18 protein-coding genes and 9 pseudogenes are annotated in these 18,633 nt (G+C 71.0%); 14 read left to right on the forward strand and 13 right to left on the reverse strand.

The features are described 5' to 3' along the window. Positions 1-259: 259 nt before the first annotated feature. Complete coding sequence (locus ACZ4WZ_RS20535; RefSeq protein WP_467892267.1) at positions 260-625, reverse strand: MerR family transcriptional regulator; 366 nt, start codon at positions 623-625, stop codon at positions 260-262. A 61-nt stretch (positions 626-686) separates the two neighbouring features. Between ACZ4WZ_RS20535 and ACZ4WZ_RS20540 the strand changes: the two genes are divergently transcribed. After that, positions 687-1,811 carry an alkene reductase gene (locus ACZ4WZ_RS20540; RefSeq protein WP_467892269.1) on the forward strand — a complete coding sequence of 375 codons (1,125 nt, stop codon included), beginning with the start codon at positions 687-689 and terminating at the stop codon, positions 1,809-1,811. A 17-nt stretch (positions 1,812-1,828) separates the two neighbouring features. Here the strand turns inward: ACZ4WZ_RS20540 and ACZ4WZ_RS20545 are convergent. The 3 genes and pseudogenes from ACZ4WZ_RS20545 to ACZ4WZ_RS20555 all read right to left on the reverse strand — a co-directional run bounded on the left by ACZ4WZ_RS20545 (position 1,829) and on the right by ACZ4WZ_RS20555 (position 3,578). Then, a pseudogene (locus tag ACZ4WZ_RS20545) lies at positions 1,829-2,456 on the reverse strand (nucleotidyl transferase AbiEii/AbiGii toxin family protein). Beyond that, a pseudogene (locus ACZ4WZ_RS20550) lies at positions 2,453-2,820 on the reverse strand (hypothetical protein). The pseudogenes ACZ4WZ_RS20545 and ACZ4WZ_RS20550 overlap by 4 nt, the downstream one beginning before the upstream one ends. A 185-nt stretch (positions 2,821-3,005) precedes the next feature. Next, positions 3,006-3,578: a GNAT family N-acetyltransferase gene (locus ACZ4WZ_RS20555; protein ID WP_467892271.1), complete on the reverse strand. Its 573-nt coding sequence runs from the start codon at positions 3,576-3,578 to the stop codon at positions 3,006-3,008. Positions 3,579-3,870: 292 nt separating this feature from the next. Here ACZ4WZ_RS20555 and ACZ4WZ_RS20560 point away from each other — a divergent pair, with 292 nt between their 5' ends. Both ACZ4WZ_RS20560 and ACZ4WZ_RS20565 read left to right on the forward strand, forming a co-directional pair. Beyond that, complete coding sequence (locus tag ACZ4WZ_RS20560; RefSeq protein WP_467892272.1) at positions 3,871-4,209, forward strand: hypothetical protein; 339 nt, start codon at positions 3,871-3,873, stop codon at positions 4,207-4,209. Next, positions 4,206-4,871: a DUF6624 domain-containing protein gene (locus ACZ4WZ_RS20565; RefSeq protein ID WP_467892274.1), complete on the forward strand. Its 666-nt coding sequence runs from the start codon at positions 4,206-4,208 to the stop codon at positions 4,869-4,871. Before ACZ4WZ_RS20560 ends, ACZ4WZ_RS20565 begins: the two co-directional genes overlap by 4 nt. A gap of 193 nt (positions 4,872-5,064) precedes the next feature. Here ACZ4WZ_RS20565 and ACZ4WZ_RS20570 read toward each other — a convergent pair whose 3' ends face one another. Continuing rightward, positions 5,065-5,208: a hypothetical protein gene (locus ACZ4WZ_RS20570; protein ID WP_467892276.1), complete on the reverse strand. Its 144-nt coding sequence runs from the start codon at positions 5,206-5,208 to the stop codon at positions 5,065-5,067. A 567-nt stretch (positions 5,209-5,775) separates the two neighbouring features. Between ACZ4WZ_RS20570 and ACZ4WZ_RS20575 the strand changes: the two genes are divergently transcribed. The 4 genes and pseudogenes from ACZ4WZ_RS20575 to ACZ4WZ_RS20590 all read left to right on the forward strand — a co-directional run. After that, positions 5,776-6,636: a hypothetical protein gene (locus ACZ4WZ_RS20575; protein WP_467892277.1), complete on the forward strand. Its 861-nt coding sequence runs from the start codon at positions 5,776-5,778 to the stop codon at positions 6,634-6,636. Positions 6,637-7,034: 398 nt separating this feature from the next. Beyond that, complete coding sequence (locus tag ACZ4WZ_RS20580; protein WP_467892280.1) at positions 7,035-7,550, forward strand: RICIN domain-containing protein; 516 nt, start codon at positions 7,035-7,037, stop codon at positions 7,548-7,550. Positions 7,551-7,575: 25 nt separating this feature from the next. After that, a pseudogene (locus tag ACZ4WZ_RS20585) lies at positions 7,576-8,213 on the forward strand (IS5 family transposase); the annotation flags it as partial. 85 nt (positions 8,214-8,298) lie between these two features. After that, positions 8,299-8,771, forward strand: a pseudogene (locus tag ACZ4WZ_RS20590) (IS5 family transposase); the annotation flags it as partial. A 14-nt stretch (positions 8,772-8,785) separates the two neighbouring features. Here the strand turns inward: ACZ4WZ_RS20590 and ACZ4WZ_RS20595 are convergent. Continuing rightward, the gene (locus ACZ4WZ_RS20595; protein ID WP_467892282.1) at positions 8,786-10,276 is read right to left on the reverse strand and encodes a hypothetical protein; all 1,491 of its coding nucleotides are present in this window, start codon (positions 10,274-10,276) and stop codon (positions 8,786-8,788) included. Between the two features lie 194 nt (positions 10,277-10,470). Beyond that, entirely contained in the window at positions 10,471-10,767 is a 297-nt protein-coding gene (locus ACZ4WZ_RS20600) for a hypothetical protein (protein WP_467892284.1), read from the reverse strand. Between the two features lie 19 nt (positions 10,768-10,786). Between ACZ4WZ_RS20600 and ACZ4WZ_RS20605 the strand changes: the two are divergent. The 4 genes and pseudogenes from ACZ4WZ_RS20605 to ACZ4WZ_RS20620 all read left to right on the forward strand — a co-directional run. Then, positions 10,787-11,199, forward strand: a pseudogene (locus ACZ4WZ_RS20605) (sigma-70 family RNA polymerase sigma factor family protein); the annotation flags it as partial. Positions 11,200-11,989: 790 nt separating this feature from the next. Continuing rightward, positions 11,990-12,424, forward strand: coding sequence for a DUF3995 domain-containing protein (locus ACZ4WZ_RS20610; protein WP_467892286.1), 435 nt, complete (start codon positions 11,990-11,992; stop codon positions 12,422-12,424). Beyond that, the gene (locus ACZ4WZ_RS20615) at positions 12,421-12,933 is read left to right on the forward strand and encodes an RNA polymerase sigma factor (RefSeq protein WP_467892288.1); all 513 of its coding nucleotides are present in this window, start codon (positions 12,421-12,423) and stop codon (positions 12,931-12,933) included. Before ACZ4WZ_RS20610 ends, ACZ4WZ_RS20615 begins: the two co-directional genes overlap by 4 nt. Beyond that, positions 12,930-13,367, forward strand: coding sequence for a hypothetical protein (locus ACZ4WZ_RS20620; protein WP_467892289.1), 438 nt, complete (start codon positions 12,930-12,932; stop codon positions 13,365-13,367). Before ACZ4WZ_RS20615 ends, ACZ4WZ_RS20620 begins: the two co-directional genes overlap by 4 nt. Before the next feature lie 539 nt (positions 13,368-13,906). Here the strand turns inward: ACZ4WZ_RS20620 and ACZ4WZ_RS20625 are convergent. Beyond that, a complete protein-coding gene (locus tag ACZ4WZ_RS20625; RefSeq protein WP_467892291.1) occupies positions 13,907-14,590 on the reverse strand; it encodes a maleylpyruvate isomerase N-terminal domain-containing protein in 684 nt (227 codons plus the stop codon). Positions 14,591-15,005: 415 nt separating this feature from the next. Further along, positions 15,006-15,497, reverse strand: a pseudogene (locus tag ACZ4WZ_RS20630) (helix-turn-helix transcriptional regulator); the annotation flags it as partial. Between the two features lie 99 nt (positions 15,498-15,596). Between ACZ4WZ_RS20630 and ACZ4WZ_RS20635 the strand changes: the two are divergent. Beyond that, positions 15,597-15,744 (forward strand): annotated as a pseudogene (locus ACZ4WZ_RS20635) (IS5 family transposase); the annotation flags it as partial. Positions 15,745-15,755: 11 nt separating this feature from the next. On the opposite strand, the pseudogene ACZ4WZ_RS20640 reads toward ACZ4WZ_RS20635, so the two are convergent. After that, positions 15,756-16,381: pseudogene (locus ACZ4WZ_RS20640) on the reverse strand (transposase); the annotation flags it as partial. Next, positions 16,378-16,590 (reverse strand): hypothetical protein, encoded by a 213-nt coding sequence (locus tag ACZ4WZ_RS20645; protein WP_467892293.1) that lies wholly within the window; start codon positions 16,588-16,590, stop codon positions 16,378-16,380. The pseudogene ACZ4WZ_RS20640 and the gene ACZ4WZ_RS20645, both read right to left, overlap by 4 nt. A gap of 129 nt (positions 16,591-16,719) precedes the next feature. Between ACZ4WZ_RS20645 and ACZ4WZ_RS20650 the strand changes: the two are divergent. Next, a pseudogene (locus tag ACZ4WZ_RS20650) lies at positions 16,720-17,029 on the forward strand (IS256 family transposase); the annotation flags it as partial. Between the two features lie 70 nt (positions 17,030-17,099). Next, positions 17,100-17,660, forward strand: coding sequence for a GNAT family N-acetyltransferase (locus ACZ4WZ_RS20655; protein ID WP_467892295.1), 561 nt, complete (start codon positions 17,100-17,102; stop codon positions 17,658-17,660). 263 nt (positions 17,661-17,923) lie between these two features. Here ACZ4WZ_RS20655 and ACZ4WZ_RS20660 read toward each other — a convergent pair whose 3' ends face one another. Both ACZ4WZ_RS20660 and ACZ4WZ_RS20665 read right to left on the reverse strand, forming a co-directional pair. Beyond that, positions 17,924-18,196, reverse strand: a complete 273-nt coding sequence (locus ACZ4WZ_RS20660; protein WP_467892297.1) for a hypothetical protein — start codon at positions 18,194-18,196, stop codon at positions 17,924-17,926. 47 nt (positions 18,197-18,243) lie between these two features. After that, the gene (locus ACZ4WZ_RS20665; RefSeq protein ID WP_467892300.1) at positions 18,244-18,510 is read right to left on the reverse strand and encodes a hypothetical protein; all 267 of its coding nucleotides are present in this window, start codon (positions 18,508-18,510) and stop codon (positions 18,244-18,246) included. Between the last annotated feature and the right edge of the window lie 123 nt (positions 18,511-18,633).

Below are 18,633 nucleotides of genomic sequence, written 5' to 3' on the forward strand. Positions count from 1 at the left end.
GACTGAAGACTGCGCCGAAGTACCCTGGGTCCCGGCGCGGGGCGGCGATCAGGGACGCAGGGCGTAGCAGCGCAGCACGTCGATGTCGGCGGCCTGTACGGAGGACCAGCCGACAGGTCACGGCCGAGTAGGCGGGCTCCGGCAGTTCGCCGAGCTCGTCGGCGGTGAAGTCCATCAGCCGCCAGGCCGGGCCTGGGCCCGGCTCGGGGAGCCCGCCTCTGCCAAGACCCGGTCACCCTCGTGACGTTGTGGGCACGCCTCAGGCCGTCCGGCCGGACGCCGCCGCGATGACCTCGTCCAGTACCTCGCGGGAGCGGACGAGGTCGCCGATCATGCGGTCGATCCGGTCCCGCTCGCCGGCCAGTTCGGCCACCAGGGCCGGCGTGGCACGCACCGAGGGGCCGCCGTCCTCGTCCCGCATGCAGGGCAGGATCTGCCCGATCCGGGTGCTGTTCAGGCCCGCCGCGTAGAGCTCCTGGATCCGGATGACCCGGTCGACGGCCCGCTCGGGGAAGTCCCGGTGGCCGCCGGGCGTCCGGTCGGACGCCAGCAGGCCCTGCTGTTCGTAGTAGCGCAGCGAACGCTCACCGACCCCGGTGCGCGCCGCCAGTTCACCGATCCGCACGGTCACCTCCTGGACACTCGCCCTTGAACCTGACACTGGTGTCAGGTTCTACGGTACCGGCATGACGCAGACACGACAGACCCCCGCCGCATCCCGCCTCTTCGAATCCGCCCGCCTCGGCGGCCTGGAGCTGCCCAGCCGCCTGGTGATGGCCCCGCTGACCCGCAACCGCGCCGGGGCCGACGGGGTGCCCGGCGACCTCATGGCCACCCACTACGCGCAGCGCGCCTCGGCCGGCCTGATCATCGCCGAGGGCACCACCCCGAACGCCGTCGGACAGACCTACCCGCACATCCCCGGCATCCACACCCCCGACCAGATCGCCGGGTGGCGCCGGGTCACCGACGCCGTGCGCACCGCCGACGGGCGGATGTTCCTCCAGCTCCAGCACGGTGGCCGGGTCGGACACCCCGACACCAGCGGGCACGTACCGCTCGCGCCGTCCGCCGTGCGCTTCCCGGAACCGCTGGAGACCCCGGGCGGGCCGCGGGAGGGCGTCACGCCCCGCGTGATGAGCGAGGAGGACATCCGCTCCACCATCGCCGACTTCGCGAGCGCCGCCCGCAACGCCATCGAGGCGGGCTTCGCCGGGGTGGAGGTCCACTCCGCCAACGGCCACCTGCTCCACCAGTTCCTCGCCGGGAACACCAACCTCCGCACCGACGCGTGGGGCGGGTCCGTCGAGAACCGGATCCGGTTCTCCGTCGAGGTGGTCCGGGCCGTCGCCGAGGCCGTCGGCCCGGAGCGGGTCGGCGTACGGATCTCCCCGGGGACGAACGTCAACGGCGTGCGGGAGGACGACACCGAGGAGCTCTACCCGGTGCTGATCGCGGCCCTGGCGGACCTGGGGCCGGTCTACCTGCACCAGGTCCACTCCGACCCGGACCAGCCCCTCTTCACGGAGATCCGCCGGGCCTGGCCCGGCACCCTGATCGCCAACCCCCGGCTCTCCCACGAGGAGCTGGCCGCCGACGCGGGCCGGCTCCAGGCCGAGCGGCTGCTGGCCGCTGGCGCCGACCTGGTCGCGCTGGGGCGGGGGTTCCTGGCCAACCCCGACCTGGTGGAGCGGCTGCGCACGGGCGCGCCGCTCAACGCGCTCCGCCCGGAGTTCCTGATGCACGTACACGGCCCCGAGGGCTACAACGACTACCCGGCGCTGGCCGATGCGGCAGCGGCGGCGGCCTAGGGGGTGGGACCAGGGGCTCAGTCGTCGTCGCCGTGCAGGCGCCGGTCGAGGTCGGTGGCCCAGTCCAGGGCCCACATGCGGAGGGAGGCCGTCTCGTCTGCGGTGAGGCCGTAGGCGGCGAACTCGTCGTCTTCGGTCCACTCCGCGCCGGCGAGGCGGTCGCGGAGGCCGGTGAGCCGGAACTCGTCGCGGCCGTGGCGTTCGCCGAGCCGTTCGAGTTCGTGGAGGGTGCGGTGCTGGGCGGCGGCGTGGACGTCGATGAGGTCGCGTGGGGCGCCTCGGTCGGCCAGGGCCCGGACCTTGGTGCCGACGACGGAGTCGAAGGCGAGGACGGGGCGGTATTGGGCCGGAGGTGTCCAGAAGTGCGCCTTGAGGACGTCGACCTCGCACCGCTCGCCGGTGTCCGGTTCGGTGCCATGAGGCGGGCGGAGAGCGGGTCCGCGCCGATGATCTCCACGCGCCAGCGCGCGCGGTCAGCCCGCGTTCCAGGCCGGCGACGATGTCGGCCATGGGGGCGGGGTTCTCGGTGGCGTCGTCCAGGCCGTGGGCCTGGACGACGTACCCGCCCGCGAGGACGAGGGGGTACGGGTAGCCGATGTCGATCACCGCGGCCAGGAGCCGACGGTGCGGACCGGTGAGGTTCACGCGATGGCGGACCCGGCCGAAGACGCCAGCTCGGGAAAGGCGTCCTCCCACGCCTGCCGGACGTGCCGGCTGACCAGGGCGCGCAGGACCGGCCACTGGGCGACGAGCAGATCGTGGTTGAGGAGCTTGACGAGGTCCTCGTGCTGTCCCTCGGCCAGGACCGTGCGGTACAGGCCCATCCGAAGGGCGGCCGGTCCAGGTCGTAGGAGCGCAGTCCGGACCAGGCGACGTGCAGGGGCAGGTCGACCACGCCGTGTGCGGGCCCCGCGAGATCCTCAAGGGCGGCGGGCAGCCTGCCCGCGTACCGGGCGTGCAGCACCACTGGCGACGTCTCCTTCGCGGAGGTTTCGGCGCGGTAGGTGATGCGTGCGCATGCGGTCCCGGGTCATGCGTAGCCTCCGGCGGCCGGTGGTGACCGTCGGACGTACGGGACCGGAGGCGGCTCGTCGGTGTGACGGCATCGAGTCGGCCGCAGAGGCCGCTGGGCCGGGGAAGGGCGGTGCCCGAGGCACTCCATGGAGCCAGCCGCCGAGGCCCCTGAGGCATCTGTCAGCGCAGGCCGAGTCGCATGAGGACGCGGGGATGACCGGCCAGCACCGAGGTGGTGTCGGCGGCGTGGGTGAAGCCCGCGCGCTCGAAGTTCTTGCGGAGCCCGGGGTACGCCATCGTCATGTCCACTCGGGCGTCCCCGTTGTCCAGGGGATATGCCTCGATCACCGGTGCGCCGTGGGAGCGGGCGAACTCGACCGCCCCGGCGATCAGGGCGTGCGAGACCCCCTGCCTGCGATGACCGGGGCGCACGCGGATGCACCACAGCGACCACACCGGCAGATCGTCGACGTGCGGGATGGTGCGGCTGCGGGCGAAGGACGTGTCCGAGCGCGGGGCCACGGCAGCCCAGCCGACCGGCTCGTCGCCGTCATAGGCGATCACCCCAGGAGGCGGCTGCTTGCGGCACAGCTGGCCGACGTACTCACCACGGGCCGGGCCACGGAGTTCGTTGTTGAGCTGGGACGGGACCCGGTAGCTCAGGCACCAGCAGACGTTGGCGCCGGGAGACTTCGGACCGATCAGGGCCCGGACGTCCTCGAACACCGACGCCGGGCGAACTTCAAAGGTCATGCCGCCACGATGTCACGACGTACAGGACGACACTGGCCGGCCCTCGGTGACCCGGGACACCCCGTCTCGGGGAAGGTTTCGGAGCTTGCCCCTGCTCCCCAACTGTTCCCCGTGCCCGAGGAAACGGGGAGCGGCATGGCGTAGGGGCAAGGGCGGCGGTCGACGGTGTTCCTTCCAAGCCCCATCTGCATACCTGTGTGAGTATCCGTCTTCCTCGTCCAGACCCCGAGGCACCCCAGTAGCCTGGCGCCGCCCGCACGGACCAGCACCTCCACCCGACCGGGAGACGCGCATGTCCACCGCAGCCATGTACCGGGGGAAGTACCGTCCCCGCCCCACCTGTCCGACCGTGGCCCGATGCGGCTGGGTCGGCCCACCAGGGCGCGGCCCCGGTGCCGAGGAGGTGGTGCTGGAGCTCGGGTCGGCGCAGGGTGCGGGCTCCGCGCTCCCGACCCAGGACGCACGGCCGGAGGGTACGGTCTACCCGGCCCGGGGCGTGGCCTGGCGCGGAGGCCCCGACGGCCTGTTCCCGCGTATCCCCCGACGTCCCGGGCCCGGCGCTGCCGTCCCCTCCCGCCGCGCGGCCGGCGCACTCGCGGACCTGCCGGTCACGGCCGGGGCGACCGTATGACCCCGGCGACTTCCGACTCCTGGGACAAGTTCGGCCTCCGCGCCGCCCCCGAAGAGTCGTGGAAGCGGTTCTGCTGGACGCAGTACGGCGACCACGGCCCGGGGCTGGAGCTCCTTCACACGGGTTCCGGCAGGCGCGTCCTGGAACTGGGCCCGGCCAAGGGCGACAACCTCGCGCTGGTGGCCCGTACCGGTGCCCGCGTGGTCGGGGACGGTGAGCCCGGCGCCCTGCTCCGGATCGACGCCGAGAACACGGCATGGCTCACGGGGATCGTCGCTGAGCACGGCTGGCCCGGCTTCGCGCTGGTGGGGGAGGCGGGCGCCGATGACGCGTGGCTGCTCGTACAGCACGCCGACCGAGACCCCGGCTTCCAGCGCGCGGCCCTGGACCTTCTCGAAGCTGCGGTCGACGCCGAGGACGCCCCGCCCAGCCACCTGGCGTACCTCACGGACCGCGTCCGCGTGAACTCTGGCCGCCCCCAGCTCAACGGAACGCAGTACACCGGCAACAACGACGCCGCCGACGGCCTCCGGCCCCACCCCGTGCAGGACCCGGAACACCTCGACGAGCGCCGCGCCGCCATGGGGCTGGAGCCGGCGGCCGCGTACGACCGGCGCCTGCGCGCGACGTACGCCCCCACCGAGAAGGAGGCCCCTGCATGACCGGCACCTGGCTGCCGCCCGAGCAATACGTGATGACCGTCGCGAACGCCACCAGCTACGCGGCGCTCTACTTCACCGACACCGCGGGCCGTCCGATCCAGCTCCGAGCCGTCGGGGGCGGTCGCGTACCTGGAGTGGTGGCCCACCCACCCTGTTCATACGACGACTGTGTCGGCAGGGCGATGCCTCTGGCTCATACGGGGCCTACCAGCCCCCGAAGCGAGGAGGAAGTCCCCCACCGCCCATGGGCCGCGATGCGTGCCGGCTCTTCCACCTCAATCTCCTGGTCGAGATGGCGCTCGATGTGCTCCATAGCCTGGTTCAGCCGCTCCAGCATGCCCGGTCTCCTTCCTCTTGACGACCACCACGCCAGGCAGCACTACCATGCCGGACCCGACATCTTGTGCCCGATCAAGCAGGGTGCGCGGGGCAGCCCGGAAGGTCGGCGGCAGGTGGTCTGCCCGACCCGGTCTCCCTTTGAAGAGCAGCAGCCGGTTGCCACTTCCCGTGGGGCCACGCCCGTCGATCGGACAGGCCAACTCAAGGGCTCAAGGCCGACTGAAGGGCTCAGTCACAGCTGTGAATGCACGCTGTAGGTGGCCCGTCCGGCCAACTACAGCGCTCAGGTCCCGGCAGGCGTGGAGGTACGCCGACTGTTGGGACGTCGACATCGACGTCACCGCGCCGACCTCGCACACGCCGTACACCGGCAATGCTCAGGGAATCGTCGAGGCCCTGCCGCAGCCTTGAGCGCCGTGCAAGACGTGAACTACACGTGGGCGTGATCCCTGGATGACGCCCACGTCGAAGGCGGTCGGCTGTGGCAGGCCCGCTCCGCTGACCGGCGATGATTGACGCGTGCGGGCTGGGCAGTGACGTCCGGCGGGTTCTTGGGGGTGGGGCAGTGATCGAGGTCGGGCAGCAGGGCGCGTTCAGCGTGAACAGTGTCGGCTTGGAGCGCCGGCCGTTCCCATTGAGCTTCAGCGTCCGCGAGGCCGAGGGGCTGTGGCGGGTGACCGCCGGTGCGGCCCAGGCGGGCGAGCTGGCCGACCTGCTCGTGGCCGTGGCGAACCACGCGGTGGCGGTGGTGTCGCTGGAGACCAACTCCTATCTGGATGAGGCCTGGCATCCTCTGCGGCCCTCGCTGATCGCGGCCGAGCTCGGCGTGCCGTGCACGATCCACCCCCTTGGATCCTGGGCGTCCGGCACGAACGGACTCGCGGAGGAGTTCCTTGTGATGGACCGCGACCTTCTGCCCCGTCTCCTCGACGGCACCTGGTCGCCGTACGAGCTGACTCTGATCGACGTGCCCGCCGACGTGACGGCGGAGCAGCTTGACGAGCTCGCCCTCGTGCTCGGCACGACCGACATCGAGGAGCCGCTCCTGAGCCGCCTGGGAGACTCCCGGATCTGGTTCTCGGGCCACGACGACTGCTACGTGTTGTTGGAGACCCGCAACCCCGCCCTGCCGACCGCGGTCCTGGCGCGGCTGCTGACCCTGCTGGCTGGCTCCGCCCTTGCCGAACTCATCGAGGAGCCCTTCTCGCGCGTTCCCGAGCCCAGACCCTGGCTCCCCGAGCAGCTGCTCGCCACCGCACCCCATTGGATCGGAGCCCTGGGCAACGTTACCGAGGATCTGGTCACCATCGGGCTGGCTGCCCTACCAGACCCGTGGCGGCTTGGCCTCTCGTTCCCGCAGCAGGCAGACCTCACCGCGATGCTCGACGTGCGCCACGGCACGTGGCGGATCACGCCTGCGGAGTGACACGAGGAGCCGCCCACGGCGAGGTGCCGGGCGCGAGTGGGGGCAGGTCACGCAGCCTGCGCACAGGCACCGGAAGGTGGGACCAGGCCGGGTTCCAGATCCTTGTGAGTACGACATGCCACCGGACTTATTGCACCGCCCTGCGGGCCACCCAAATCGCTCAGCGGGGCCAACCAGCTAGGACTTCTCCGCCGAATGCGGCCTTGCCTCGTCAGGGGTAGTCGTGGTGGACCGCGCGGGATGATCTGACGGGTGCCGAGGGGGATCGGCTACAGCCATTCCTGCCGGTCAGAACGACCGAGGCATGAGACGCCTTAGGTGACAGCTTCAAGATCAAGTATCGTCAGCCTCGATTCGCCGATAGCCGGCCGTGACCGGCCATGTGGGGGGACTTCTTCGTGCGCCTGAACATCGTCAAGTCCGTCCGCCGCGCCCTGGGCGCAGCCGTCGGCGCCGTGCTCATCTCAGTCGCTCTGCCCGCCTCCCCCGCCGCCGCAGTGGATCTGTCCAAGTGGGACCTGCTGCTCAACCTCAACAGCAGACTGTGCCTGGAAGTGAGCGGCTGGTCCACCGCCAACGGCGCCGGAGTCAACCAGTGGGACTGCCACGGCGGCGCCAACCAGCAGTGGTTCGGGGCCACCCACGGAAACGCCAGGCTCATCTACAACGCCCAAAGCGGCAAGTGCCTCGAGGTCAAGGGCTGGTCCACCGCCAACGGCGCGGCCATCGACCAGTGGGACTGCCACGGCGGCGCCAACCAGCTGTGGCAGCTGCGCGCCACGAGCGACTACACGGTGGCCCTGGTCAACGTAAACAGCGGCAAGTGCCTGGAGATCAGCGGCTGGCGCACCGACAACGGCGCCCCGGCCACCCAGTGGGACTGCCACTGGGGCAACAACCAGCGTTGGTACTAGGGTCCGTCTTCGAATTGCTCGTTCGATGGTGGATCACGTTTCCGTGATACGTCGTCATGAACTGTCTGATGCCGAGTGGGAGTTGCTGGCCCCGCTGATACCGAGTGCCGGCAGGGGCCGGCCTCGGGCGGAGGACCGCAGGGTCATCAACGGGATGGTCTACAAGATCCGGACCGGGGTTTCCTGGCGTGACCTGCCGGAACGTTACGGCCCGTGGAAGTCGGTCTACACCCGCTTCCGCCGCTACGCCATCGACGGTGTGTTCACCCGGGCCCTGCAGCAGATCCAGGCCCAGGCGGACGCCGCCGGTGACATCGACTGGCTGGTCCAGATCGACTCCACCATCGTCCGCGCCCACCAGCACGCAGCCGCCACCGGTCGAAAAGGGGGAAGCACCGGACGCACGAACCGGACGATCACGCCCTCGGCCGATCCCGAGGAGGACTGACCACCAAAATCCACCTCGCCTGCGACGGCCGCGGTCGGCCCCTGGCCCTCCTGCTGACCCCGGGACAACGCCACGACGGCATCTGCGCCCGCCCGCTCCTCGAACGCGTCCGAGTACCCCGCACCGGCCTTGGCCGGCCCCGCTGCCGACCGGATCACGTGATCGCCGACAAGGCCTACAGTTCGCGCGGCTTCCGCACCTACCTGCGCGAACGCGTATCGGACACACGATCCCGGAAAAGGATCACCGGCACGTGATCGACGCGATTGCGTGGAAGTACCGAACGGGCTCGCCCTGGGCGGATCTTCCCGAGGAGTTCGGCTCACGAAGATCCACCTGGCGGCCGACAGTCGCTGCCGCCCGTTGTGCTTCGTACTCACACCCGCGCAAGCGGGCGACGCGCCCGCCTTCGAGCAGGTCATGGCGGCACTGCGAGTGCCGCGGCGACCGGCCGGCCGAGGGTTCGCCCGGCGGTTGTGCTGGCGGACAAGGCGTATTCCTCCCGTGCCATCCGCCAGCACCTTCGCCGTCGTGGGGTCCGCACCGTGATCCCACAACCCGCCGACCAGATCGCCACCCGCAAACGCCGAGTCCAACGGGGCGGCAGGCCACCAGGGTTCGACCGCGACGCCTACATACAACGCAACACCGTCGAGCGATGCATCAACCGCCTCAAGCAGTGGCGCGGCATCGCCACCCGCCTTGACAAGACCGCCACCATCTACCAGGCCGGACTCCATATCGCAGGCATCTTCCTCTGGGCCGCACGGTGATCCAAGAGAACGCCCTAGTCCTCCTCGCCGCACCATCCGTCCACGTCGCGTACGCCCGCTGCGGCGAGTGCGGCCAGGTGGGCCGGGCAGCCGAACGCCTCCGCGTCGGGGCGCGGCGCCGGGACGGTCTCCGGGGCGTGGAGGTGTCGTAGGACCGCGCCGTCGAGCCGTTCGAGGGCGGGGTGGTCGTCGTGGGCGCAGGTGTGGGGGTGCGGGGTCTCGGCGACGGTGCGCAGCAGCGTCCGGATGTCGCGGGCCAGGGCGATGGCCGGGCCGGGATGCGTGATGCGCAGGGCCGTGGCGGCGGTCAGGACGAGTACGGTCCGCTCGCGGTCGTCCGCGGCGTGTGCGTGCCGCCGGGCGGCCCAGATGCCCTGGAGCTCGCGGGCCGACTCGTCGCCCCCGTCGAACAGCGCGGTGAAAGGCTCGATGGCGAGGGTCCCGTCGGCGCGCAGGAACTCCGTGTCGAGGTGCCCGGTCTCCCGGTGCCCGAACAACTCATCCCGGCCGTCCCGCAGTTCGCTGAGGGTTTTGCGGGCGGTGGCTGCGGTGAACCGGGGGCACAGCCAGAGTGAGAGGTCGATCCCGGCCTGTTCCAGGACGGCGCGGCCGCCGTCGTCGCCCAGGTGCACGCCGAGGGTGAGGGTGTCGTCGGCGATGGCGGGGCGGTCCGGTTCGTCGTCGAGGAAGCCCGGCAGGCCGGGGTGCCCGTCGTCGCCGTGCGCGCAGGGGTGGTCGAGGGCATCGAGGGGGACCTTCTCCAAGGTCTCGATCAGGTCGTCGAGGACCCATCGCTCGCGCACGACCCCGGACAGCGCGTACCAGGACGCCGCCGTCGCGACCAGCACGCCGCCCGCGCGGTCCTCGTCACTTGTCACGAAGCGGAGTTCCGAACCGGCGTCGGCGATCTCGTTGTAGGCGTCGAACCCGTATCCCTCCAGGACGGAGTTGAGCGCGTCGAGCGTGTCCTGGGCGTCCTCGGAGAGGCGCGCCGGCACGTCGGCGGCGGAGCCGGGCTCCAGCCGGTCCATGCCCACGCGTGCGAGCCCTGCGATGTTGCGCGGGCAGGCCCACTGCTCGCCGGTCCAGCCGATCGCGGCGAAGTCCGTGTCACCGTGCGCCAGGGGGCGGGCGACGTCCTCCAGATAGTGCGGCGGGTCGTCGAGGCCGTCCTCGTACGGGTGCTCGGCGTGTCTGCACGGGTGGTTCTTGAGCGCGCGGTCCGCCCGGTCGAGCGCATCGTGCACGGCGCCGGACACCCGCTCCGACCTGCGGTGGGCGTACGGGAGCGTCATCGCGAGGCCGAGCACCCACAGCGGGGCGCGGTCCCCTCCGGGGTCGGCGACCAGTCGCCGTACGCAGTCGAGGACGGTCTCGTCGTACTCCGGGTTCCCGTGCGCCCGGACGTCGTCCTGTACGTCCTGCCAGGCGCCGATCAGCGCCTGCAGGTCGGGGGTGGTCTCGGATGGGTCGGCGACGCCCGCGCCGTCCGTGGATTCGATCATGCCCGGTACGACGCGGGGCCCGGGGCGGAAGTTCCCGCGGGTGCACGCGTACCGGCGAGCCGGGGTCCGATGTGACGGGATGCGCGAAACGGGAGGTTCAGGAGAATTGCCGTCACTGTGCCTCTTTCACGGCATTCGAGTTTCACCGCACGAGAGGACTCGCTTCATGCCTGTTGCCGACATGCCGATGCACCTCACGCGAGGCGCCTATGAAGGACGCCTGTTACGACTTCCTCGGCGACGACCACACGTTCATCGCGGGCGAGGTCACGCCGGACGCCGCGCTCGGCGCCAGGTCGCGTCTTCAACGAGCCGGACGGCACCCCGACCGCGAGAGCGGTTTCGTTGTCCCAGGTCAGCGGGGCGCGGTGGGGGTGGGCCTGGATGTCGCCCGCGGTCATCGCGGTGCCGTCCGGCGCGGTGGCGATGACGGTGTCCGACGGGAGGGCTTCGAAGGCGCTGCCGGGCCTGGAGTAGAAGGTGAGCCACACGCCGTCGAAGTTCTGCGGGATCGGAGCACGTCGCCCGCGCGGTGTCGTCTCCGCGGCCGAGAGCCAGGCCGCGCTCGGGGCGTTCCGACGAGCCTGGAGACGGGCGACCTACAGAGCCTGCTCGACCTCCTCGCGCCAGACGTTGTCGCGCTGAGCGACGGTGGCGGCATCAAGCAGGCGATGCCGCGGCCGGTCGTGGGGGCCGAGAAGGTGGCCCGCGCGCTGGCCGCAGGCGTGGCGGTGTTCGGCCCCAAGGTGATGGTGGAGCCGACGAACGTCAACGGCCACCCGGCGCTGATCATGCGCATCGACGGGGAGATCGACACGGTCGTGGCAATGCGGATCGACGACGGCCTCGTCACCGGGCCCTACACCGTGCGCAACCCTGAGAAGCTGACGCGGATGGAACGGGAGACCACCGTGAGCCGCTGAGGTCGGGGCGCCGGCTGCCGATCTGCCGGAAGGAATCACCGGCGAGGTGAATGGGCCCTACCCTGTCGCCACAGTTCGTGTCTGGTGACGGTTCTGCGGTGCCAGGGTGGGGGACGCTGTCCGCAAGGGCCGGCCCTGGAGCCTGCCGCCGGCGCCAGTAGGCCGCAACCAGCAGGGGTGCGGTTGGATGCGGGACAGCCAGCCGTCGGCGAGATCGGAGCGCTCCCGTGCGCGCTGCGCCCTCTCCTCGAGGAGCCGGCGGAATCCCGCCAAGGCGTAGCGCTCCCCGGTGGCCGCTCTGGGCCCTGGGATCCCGACCACCGTGGCCAGGAGCTGCTGGGGCGGGGGCTGCCAGCCGGTGACCAGAACCCTCAGGCGCATGCGCTCTGCACGCCGGTGCAGGTTGAGAAGGTGGAGCAGGCCGTCGACGTCCATGGCCGCAATAGCGTGCAGGTCCACCAGGAGATCGCGCTCGTCCACGTCACGTGGTCCAGCGCGCGCTGGAGCACTTCTCCCGCATCCTCCTCGAGCTCCCTGGGTGGCGCTGATCAGAATCGAGCTGCCGTAGCGCTGGATGTCCACGTTGATCAATGTTCTGCTTCCGTCACCCGAAGGCCCTTTCCCTTTCGGATCTTGTCGCACGACGCGGGTCGGGACGATCCGGAAGAGACGGCCTAGCCGACGCCGAACGAAAGCCCTGGGCAGTGTGGCGCGTGACACAGGGAACGTTCCCGGGGGTGGACGACTCCTCGGTGTGTCGGCAACTGCCACACCGAGGGGAAACCACCGCATGGACAACGACGCATCGCGCCGCAGGACGGGAGCCGCGCTTGCCGTGCTCCTCGCCGCCGACGGGTTGGCGCACCTGTATTGGGCCACCGGGGCCACCTGGCCCGCCGGCAGCGAGCGGGACCTGTCCCTGGCGGTGTTGGGCACGGAGGTGTCCTTCGCTCCGCCCGTCGTCCTGCCTCTGGCGGCGCTCACGCTGACGGCCGGGGCGGCCGTCGTCGCGCACTCCCGCCGCCGTGGCGGCCGGGCCGCCCGGGCCGTCACCGGCGCGGTCGCCGTGGGCCTGGCCGCACGGGGTCTCGCGGGCCTGGCCTGGGCCGCCGGGGTCCTGCCCAGCCCGCCCGGTAGCCCCTTCCACATCCTCAACCTCGCCGTCTACACCCCCCTCTGCCTGGGCTTCGGCTGGGCGGCCGCACGGCTGGCGCGAGCCAGATGACCCCGGCAGACCGCGAACGCGGGGTCGCTCTCGCCCGTGCCGCCCGCGCCGGGAACACCCTTGCGCTGCACGGGCTGCTCGACCACCTCGCCCCGTACGTGACCCGGATATGCACCCCCATCGCCCTCGCGGACGGCCCGGACGCCGCCCAGGAGGCACTGCTGGCCGTGTTCACCGCCCTGCGGTCGCTGCGCGATCCCGAGGCTTTGTACGGGTGGGTGCGGGCCATCGCGGTACGCGAGGCCGTCCGCACGGCTCAGCGCGCCGCCCGTAGCCGGCCGGTGGCGGACCTGAGCGAGATCCCCGTCAAGGGCGACCCCCACCTGGCATCCGACATCGAGGACGTCCTGGCCCGCCTCTCCCCTGCCCACCGTGCGGTTCTCGTCCTGCGGGACGTGGAGGGCCTGGACGAGGAGGCGGCCGCGGCCGTCCTGGGCGTTCCGCCCGGCACCGCCAAATCCCGGCTCCACCGGGCCCGTTCCAGCTTCCGAAAGGCATGGTCCGCATGACGCCGCACATGGACGACGTCCACCGCCTCCGCATCATGGCGGCCGGCGTACAGGGCGCCAAGGTCGTGGAACGGGTTCTCCCCGCCCCCTTCGAGGAAGTCTGGCCGGTCATGGCCGGCCTGGACTTCCTTCCCGACCTCCAGCACGTCCGCCTGCTCCGCGCCGAAGGGGACCGGGTGGAACTCCTGGCCCGCAGCACGTACGGCTTCCGGGCCCGGCTGCGGGGGTTCCGCCGCCCAGGGTGGTGCTGGCTGCAGAGCCGCTTCCTCCTGGTGGGCGTGGCCGCCACTCCGCAGGGCTCCGGCACCCGCATCGCCCTGACGGGCGGTGTCCGCGTCCCGGGCCGCGCGGCGGTGCTCCCCTTCGGCACCGCCCCGGAACTCCATTCGGCCGCCGACCGCCTCGCCTCCCGCACGGTGGACATCGGTCGCTGAGGGGGGTGTGACGTGACCGTGGAGACGGTGCAGGTATTCACTGCAGGTCCGGCGCGGCCACCGGAGGTGACTGAGTGAGCACCTGCACGGGGAGGGGGTGGGGCAGGTGCTCACGGGTGACGGCCGAGGGCCGCTCAGCGCGCCGGCCGCCGTATCCAGCATAGATTCGACCGGCCCGCGGTGCCACGTGCCGCTTGTGGGTCCGGGCGAGGCGACGTCGATCCCCCGGAGGGCACGAGGGCCCTGGGCTCGCCGCGCTCGCCGGGCAGGCGGTCATCGGCGCACAGGATTTCCGCGCCGGGACAGGGCGACGTAGGCAGTCGGGCATGATGCCCGGGTGAGCATCACTTCGTGACGCCAGACGACACGTCAGCGTGTCTGGCCCTTCAGTCCGGGCCGGGACCGGCATCCGGCTGGTGATCACCCCCGATCACGTCGCCGTCGTCCGCACGCAGCCGGGTCCACGAGGCGGGCGACGTCTCGCAACCTGGCATGCCCGACGTTCGCGAGTGCAGTGGACAGGCGAGAAGGGTCGCGGATCAGCCCAGGGCGAGCCAGTGGATACCGAGCCGTTCGACTTGTGCTGCCTCCGCCTCGTCCAGCGGCTCCCGGCCGGTGGCCTTGCGCAGGAAGCGGGGACGGCTCCACCCCAGCTTGTCGGCCGCCGTGGCGTGCTCCGCGCCCAGGAGAAGCTGAGCCACGGCGTCACCTGCCGCCGGCGTGAGCCAGGCTTCGCGTCCGAGTGCGTCGGCCAGGTCGAGGCCGTGGACGGCGACTTCCACGACGCGGGTGAGGAGGAACTCCGACAGGAGCATGGCGTCGCCATGGCGTGTCCGCACGGTCCGACCGCCAGGTTGGGCCCGGCAGAGCCGGTCGACCCGCCGCCACGTCGTGGCGAAGTCCTCGGCGTAGGAGGCGCCGTGGGCCGGCCTTGCCGCACGGTCCTGGGCCAGGGCGATCCGCTTGCCGTTGGTCTGGGGTGAGAAGCGGTCGTCCGGGCGGTAGTACTCCACCGCGGAGATCTCCGCCTCTCCGGGTGACGGCGCGTCCAGCATGGCCGGAAGCCAGTCGATCACCACGCATACGTGCCCGAGGAGGTCGCGTACGGTCCAGGGAATGCAGCGTGTCAGGAGGTCCCATTCGGCCTCGGACAGTCCGGCCACTGCGCCGTTGAGGGCCGCGCATTCCAGCTGAAACGCTTCGAGCACCTGGTCGTGATCCACGCTGTGTCGCCTTCCGTCCGTTCGCCGTCCCGCGCTCACTTCGCCGTCCCACCGGACCGCACCGCGCTCGCTTCTCAGATCATCGACACGCATGCCGAAGCCGTTCCGGTTGCAAGGGCATGGGGCAGAGGCATCTTCCGGGCGCCAGAGGGTGGTTCAAGGTCAGGCGGCGGCGTTGCAACGGAAGCGATCTTCCCTGTCAAGTCAGTGTGTGCAGAGCAGGCAGAGGCATCAACGTGCCTGGATCGCTCGGGGGTCTGAAGTGCTGTTTCCTCTGACGTCTGACTCGCTCCGTTTAAGGAAACCCACTACTGGGTCCCGGGTCAGGAAAACGCTGCTCCACGTTGGCGGCGACAGGCGACAGGCGACAGGCGACAGGCGACAGGCGGTCGGCGATTGAGCGGCTCCGTTCTGATCAGGCGGCTGGCTGCAGTCGGACGCAGCATTGTCCGGGGCGGGGTGCCAGGCATGCCTCGAGTCCTGGCTCGTCGAGGCCGCTGAGGACGCCGCGCATCAGGTGGAGGTTCATGCCGCACACCGTCTGGGTGTGCTCGCGGGCCAGCACGTGGAAGGGGCAGTTGGCCAGCACGATGGCGTCGTCCTCGTGGCGCGGCTCGAAGCCGTAGCGCTCCAGCAGGTCGAAGACGTTCGTCTCGTTCTGCTCGCCCAGTTGCGTGCCGAGTTCTTCCGCCTTCCGGTGCAGCACCTTGCGCACCGGCTCGCCGGTCGCGTCGGATTCCTCCACGGCTTGGGCGAGGAGCCGTCCCGCCAGCTCGTAGCGGCGGTCCGGCAGGTTGACAGCGACCTGCTTCGTCGAGCGGCGGTAGAGCTTGGCCGGCCTGCCCGCGCCCGGCCCGGAGCGCCCGCTGCGGCGCTCGTAGACGACGTCAAGCAGTGACTCGTCGGAGGGGGTCATGTCCTCCGTACCCACAACCACCACCTCCGCCGCCCCCCGGCGGGCGCTGTTCACCGACCCCGGCTACCAGGCGTTCGTGATCCTGAGCAGCAACCGGTCATGGCCCGCAGCCGCATCAAGCGGTGCGGGCCGGGCCGGCCCCGCAGCCGGCCGCTGCGGGTGGTCGGCGACAAGAGCTTCCACGTCCCGCAGTATCCGCTCCTACCTGCGCAAACGCGGTATCGCCCGCACCATCCCGAGCGCGTCGCCGCGGGCGCGGACCTTGTGGTGGGAGCGGTTGTGGTCTTCCTTCCAGGCGGGAGTTCGGTCTGGCCGGGTACACGGCGGTACGGGACGTCCAGGCCGGTGCCCTGGTAGCCGCCGTCGGCGATGATCGTGGTGCGGCCGACGGCGTCCTTGGCGCCGGACAGCTCCCATGCCTTCCCGTCGTTCGGTTGCCGGGCAGTGGGCGGCCGGGACGGCGACGACCAGGCAGGTGTCGGCGTCGATGACGACCTGGTGATTGGTGGAGTACCGGTAGTTCTTCGACTGCTCGGCGACCTGGTGGTCGCGGGTGGGCACCAGAGTGCCGTCCACAATCAGGACGGTGTCCTTGCGGAACCGCTTGGGCTGCTGCAGGGCGAGTGCGGGTCCGAGGTGGTCGATGATGCGGTCGGCCGCCGACTTCGAGACGGTGAACAGCGGAGCGAGCTGACGCAGGGCGAGGTTGGTGCGCCAGTACGCGGCCTCCAGCAGCCCCCGGTCCTCCGATGGCAGCGACCACGGCCGGCCCTTGCGGGATCGGCCTCCTCGCGCCGCAATGCGGTGATCAGCTTGCCGAACAGGCGAGGGCTCAGCCCGGTGAACGGGGCTACCCAGGACGGCACCTGAGTCAGCCGAAGAGGGCAACGAGTCCATTCACCCAGATCGCGAGGCACACAAGGGCCACCACCAGGCAGCCGACGCCCGCCAGCACATTGCCGACCGTCCACGGCTCGGAGGGTGCCTCCCCCACGCCGGTGGGCGGTGCGGAGACGAGCCCGGAGTTCGACCGGGCCGCGGTCGTCGCCTGGCTGCTGGCCCACGGCAAGATCACCGTACCCACAGGAGCACCGTCCGCCGCCCTGGTCGTCGCCGGCGCCGGGGGCGGGACGCGCCGGCTCCGGCTGGAGGACCCCCACCTGCCGCGGCCGACGACGCCGAACACGAGTACCGCCTGTCCAGCTGGTCCACCGACGACGAGGAAGAACGGTTGGCGTTCCTCGACTTCCCCGCCGAGCACGGGATCCACCTGCGGACCACGACCCGATCGAGTCGACCTTCACCACTGTGCGCCTGCGGACCAAGGTCACCAAGGTCACCAAGGTCACCAAGGGCGCCGGGGCCGGGCCGTCGCCCTGGCCATGGTCTTCAAGCTCATCGAGTCAGCCCAGGAACGCTGGCGGGCCGTGAACGCACCACCCCATCACGTCGCCCTGGTCCGGGCCGGCGCCCGCTTCGAGCGCGGCGTCCTGGTCGAGCGATCCGAGGCCCGCGCGGCATGAACACTTCCGCCTGCCGCCGGTCAGAAAAAATCAATGGCAGGCCCGGCCCGCCCGTGGTGAAGATCGCGGCATGCCTAACTTCCTGGAGACCGACCGGCTCGTCCTGCGCGCGTTCACGGCGACCGACATCGACCAGCTGCTCGCCCTGGACAACGACCCCGAGGTCATGCGCTTCATCAACGGCGGCCGCCCCACAAGTCGGGAGTCGATCGAGACAAGGACGCTTCCGCGGCTCCTGCACGACTACCCATGCTGGAAGACCCGCGGTTACTGGGCCGCGCAGGAGAAGCCCACCGGCACCTTCCTGGGCTGGTTCGAGTTCCGGCCGTTGGAGGAGCACAGCCCCGCCGTGGTCGAACTCGGGTACCGGTTGAACCAGGCGGCATGGGGGCGTGGCTATGCCACCGAGGGGTCCCGGGCCCTGGTCCACAAGGGGTTCGCGGAACTGGGGGTCGAGCGGATCACCGCAAACACCATGGCCGTCAACACCCGCTCCCGTCGCGTCATGGAGAAATCGGGCCTGTCCTTCGTCCGGAGCTTCACCGGGGACTGGCCGGAGGTGATCAAGGGCTCCGAGCACGGTGAAGTCGAGTACGAACTCACCCGGACCGAGTGGGAGCAACCTCGATAGACACCAACGGCCCAATCCACGCCGGAGGAATTCGCCAGGGACTCCCACGACAGCATCGGGAAGGACGCTTCCGGCGCCGACGGCCGCCGCGGGGCCCTTGAGCGCGATCAGCGTCCCGGCCAGGGGCAGCGGCGGACGATGGCCGTCCACTCCTCATCCGCGGCTGCACGCCAATGACGGGCGTGGGCCGCATCATCGTGCTCACCCCGTTCAACGGCACTGGCCACGCACCTACCGGGCCCTTCACGTGTGTGCGCGGGCGTTCAGCCGTACTCTTCCTCCTCGGCCTCCATGTGCCGGATTCCTTCGTGGGTCAGGGTGACCATCGCGGGGGTGTTGCCGGGTTCCCAGTCAACGGTGATCAGGCCTTCGCCCGCCAGGTAGGTGCAGGCGGCGGCCAGGTCCTGTTCCGGTACGTGGAGGTCGCGGCGCAGCTGTGCTCCGGTGAGGCCGAGGAGGCGGTTGCCCTCGACGGCTTCGTACAGGACCCGGAGCACCTGACCGCGGTAGGTCTTGCGTTCGCGCAGTGTGGCCATGACCGCGTCCTTTCGTGTGCGGGGTGTGCCCCCTGGGCCCGGGCCTCTCAGATCTCGTCGGAATGGGCGCCCGTACCGGCGGGGGTCAAGCTGGCGGCCAGCCAGGTACGGGTGAGGCCGGCGGGTGTTGCGGTGTCCACGGTGAGGTGGAGGCGGGTGTCGCCGTCGAGGCCGGGATGGCTGCGCTGCTCCTCTCCTGCGAAGCAGCCGCGGAGGGCTTCCGCGACCGCTCGGGCGGCTTCGGGCGTGTGCGCGATGATCCGTACCTCGGCGTGCCCGAGCGCCGGCAGCGTCTGGGTCTCGATGTACTTCACGTGGACGCGTTCCCTTTCGGAGTGGCCCGGGAGCAGCGGGGGGGGGGGGGGGGGGGGGGGCCCCCCCCCCCCCCCCCCCTGGGGGGGGGGGGGGTTATTATTGCACCCTCCCCCGTCTCGGCC

The organism is Streptomyces sp. NPDC029122, from assembly GCF_055569445.1.

Excerpts from the sequence above, each read along its gene's own strand:
- ACZ4WZ_RS20565 (WP_467892274.1), top strand. The coding sequence starts at position 4,206 with ATGACCCCGGCGACTTCCGACTCCTGGGACAAGTTCGGCCTCCGCGCC.
- ACZ4WZ_RS20570 (WP_467892276.1), bottom strand. The coding sequence starts at position 5,208 with ATGCTGGAGCGGCTGAACCAGGCTATGGAGCACATCGAGCGCCATCTC.
- ACZ4WZ_RS20620 (WP_467892289.1), top strand. The coding sequence starts at position 12,930 with ATGACGCCGCACATGGACGACGTCCACCGCCTCCGCATCATGGCGGCC.
- ACZ4WZ_RS20555 (WP_467892271.1), bottom strand. The coding sequence starts at position 3,578 with ATGACCTTTGAAGTTCGCCCGGCGTCGGTGTTCGAGGACGTCCGGGCC.
- ACZ4WZ_RS20595 (WP_467892282.1), bottom strand. The coding sequence starts at position 10,276 with ATGATCGAATCCACGGACGGCGCGGGCGTCGCCGACCCATCCGAGACC.
- ACZ4WZ_RS20655 (WP_467892295.1), top strand. The coding sequence starts at position 17,100 with ATGCCTAACTTCCTGGAGACCGACCGGCTCGTCCTGCGCGCGTTCACG.
- ACZ4WZ_RS20660 (WP_467892297.1), bottom strand. The coding sequence starts at position 18,196 with ATGGCCACACTGCGCGAACGCAAGACCTACCGCGGTCAGGTGCTCCGG.
- ACZ4WZ_RS20610 (WP_467892286.1), top strand. The coding sequence starts at position 11,990 with ATGGACAACGACGCATCGCGCCGCAGGACGGGAGCCGCGCTTGCCGTG.
- ACZ4WZ_RS20615 (WP_467892288.1), top strand. The coding sequence starts at position 12,421 with ATGACCCCGGCAGACCGCGAACGCGGGGTCGCTCTCGCCCGTGCCGCC.
- ACZ4WZ_RS20540 (WP_467892269.1), top strand. The coding sequence starts at position 687 with ATGACGCAGACACGACAGACCCCCGCCGCATCCCGCCTCTTCGAATCC.
- ACZ4WZ_RS20560 (WP_467892272.1), top strand. The coding sequence starts at position 3,871 with ATGTCCACCGCAGCCATGTACCGGGGGAAGTACCGTCCCCGCCCCACC.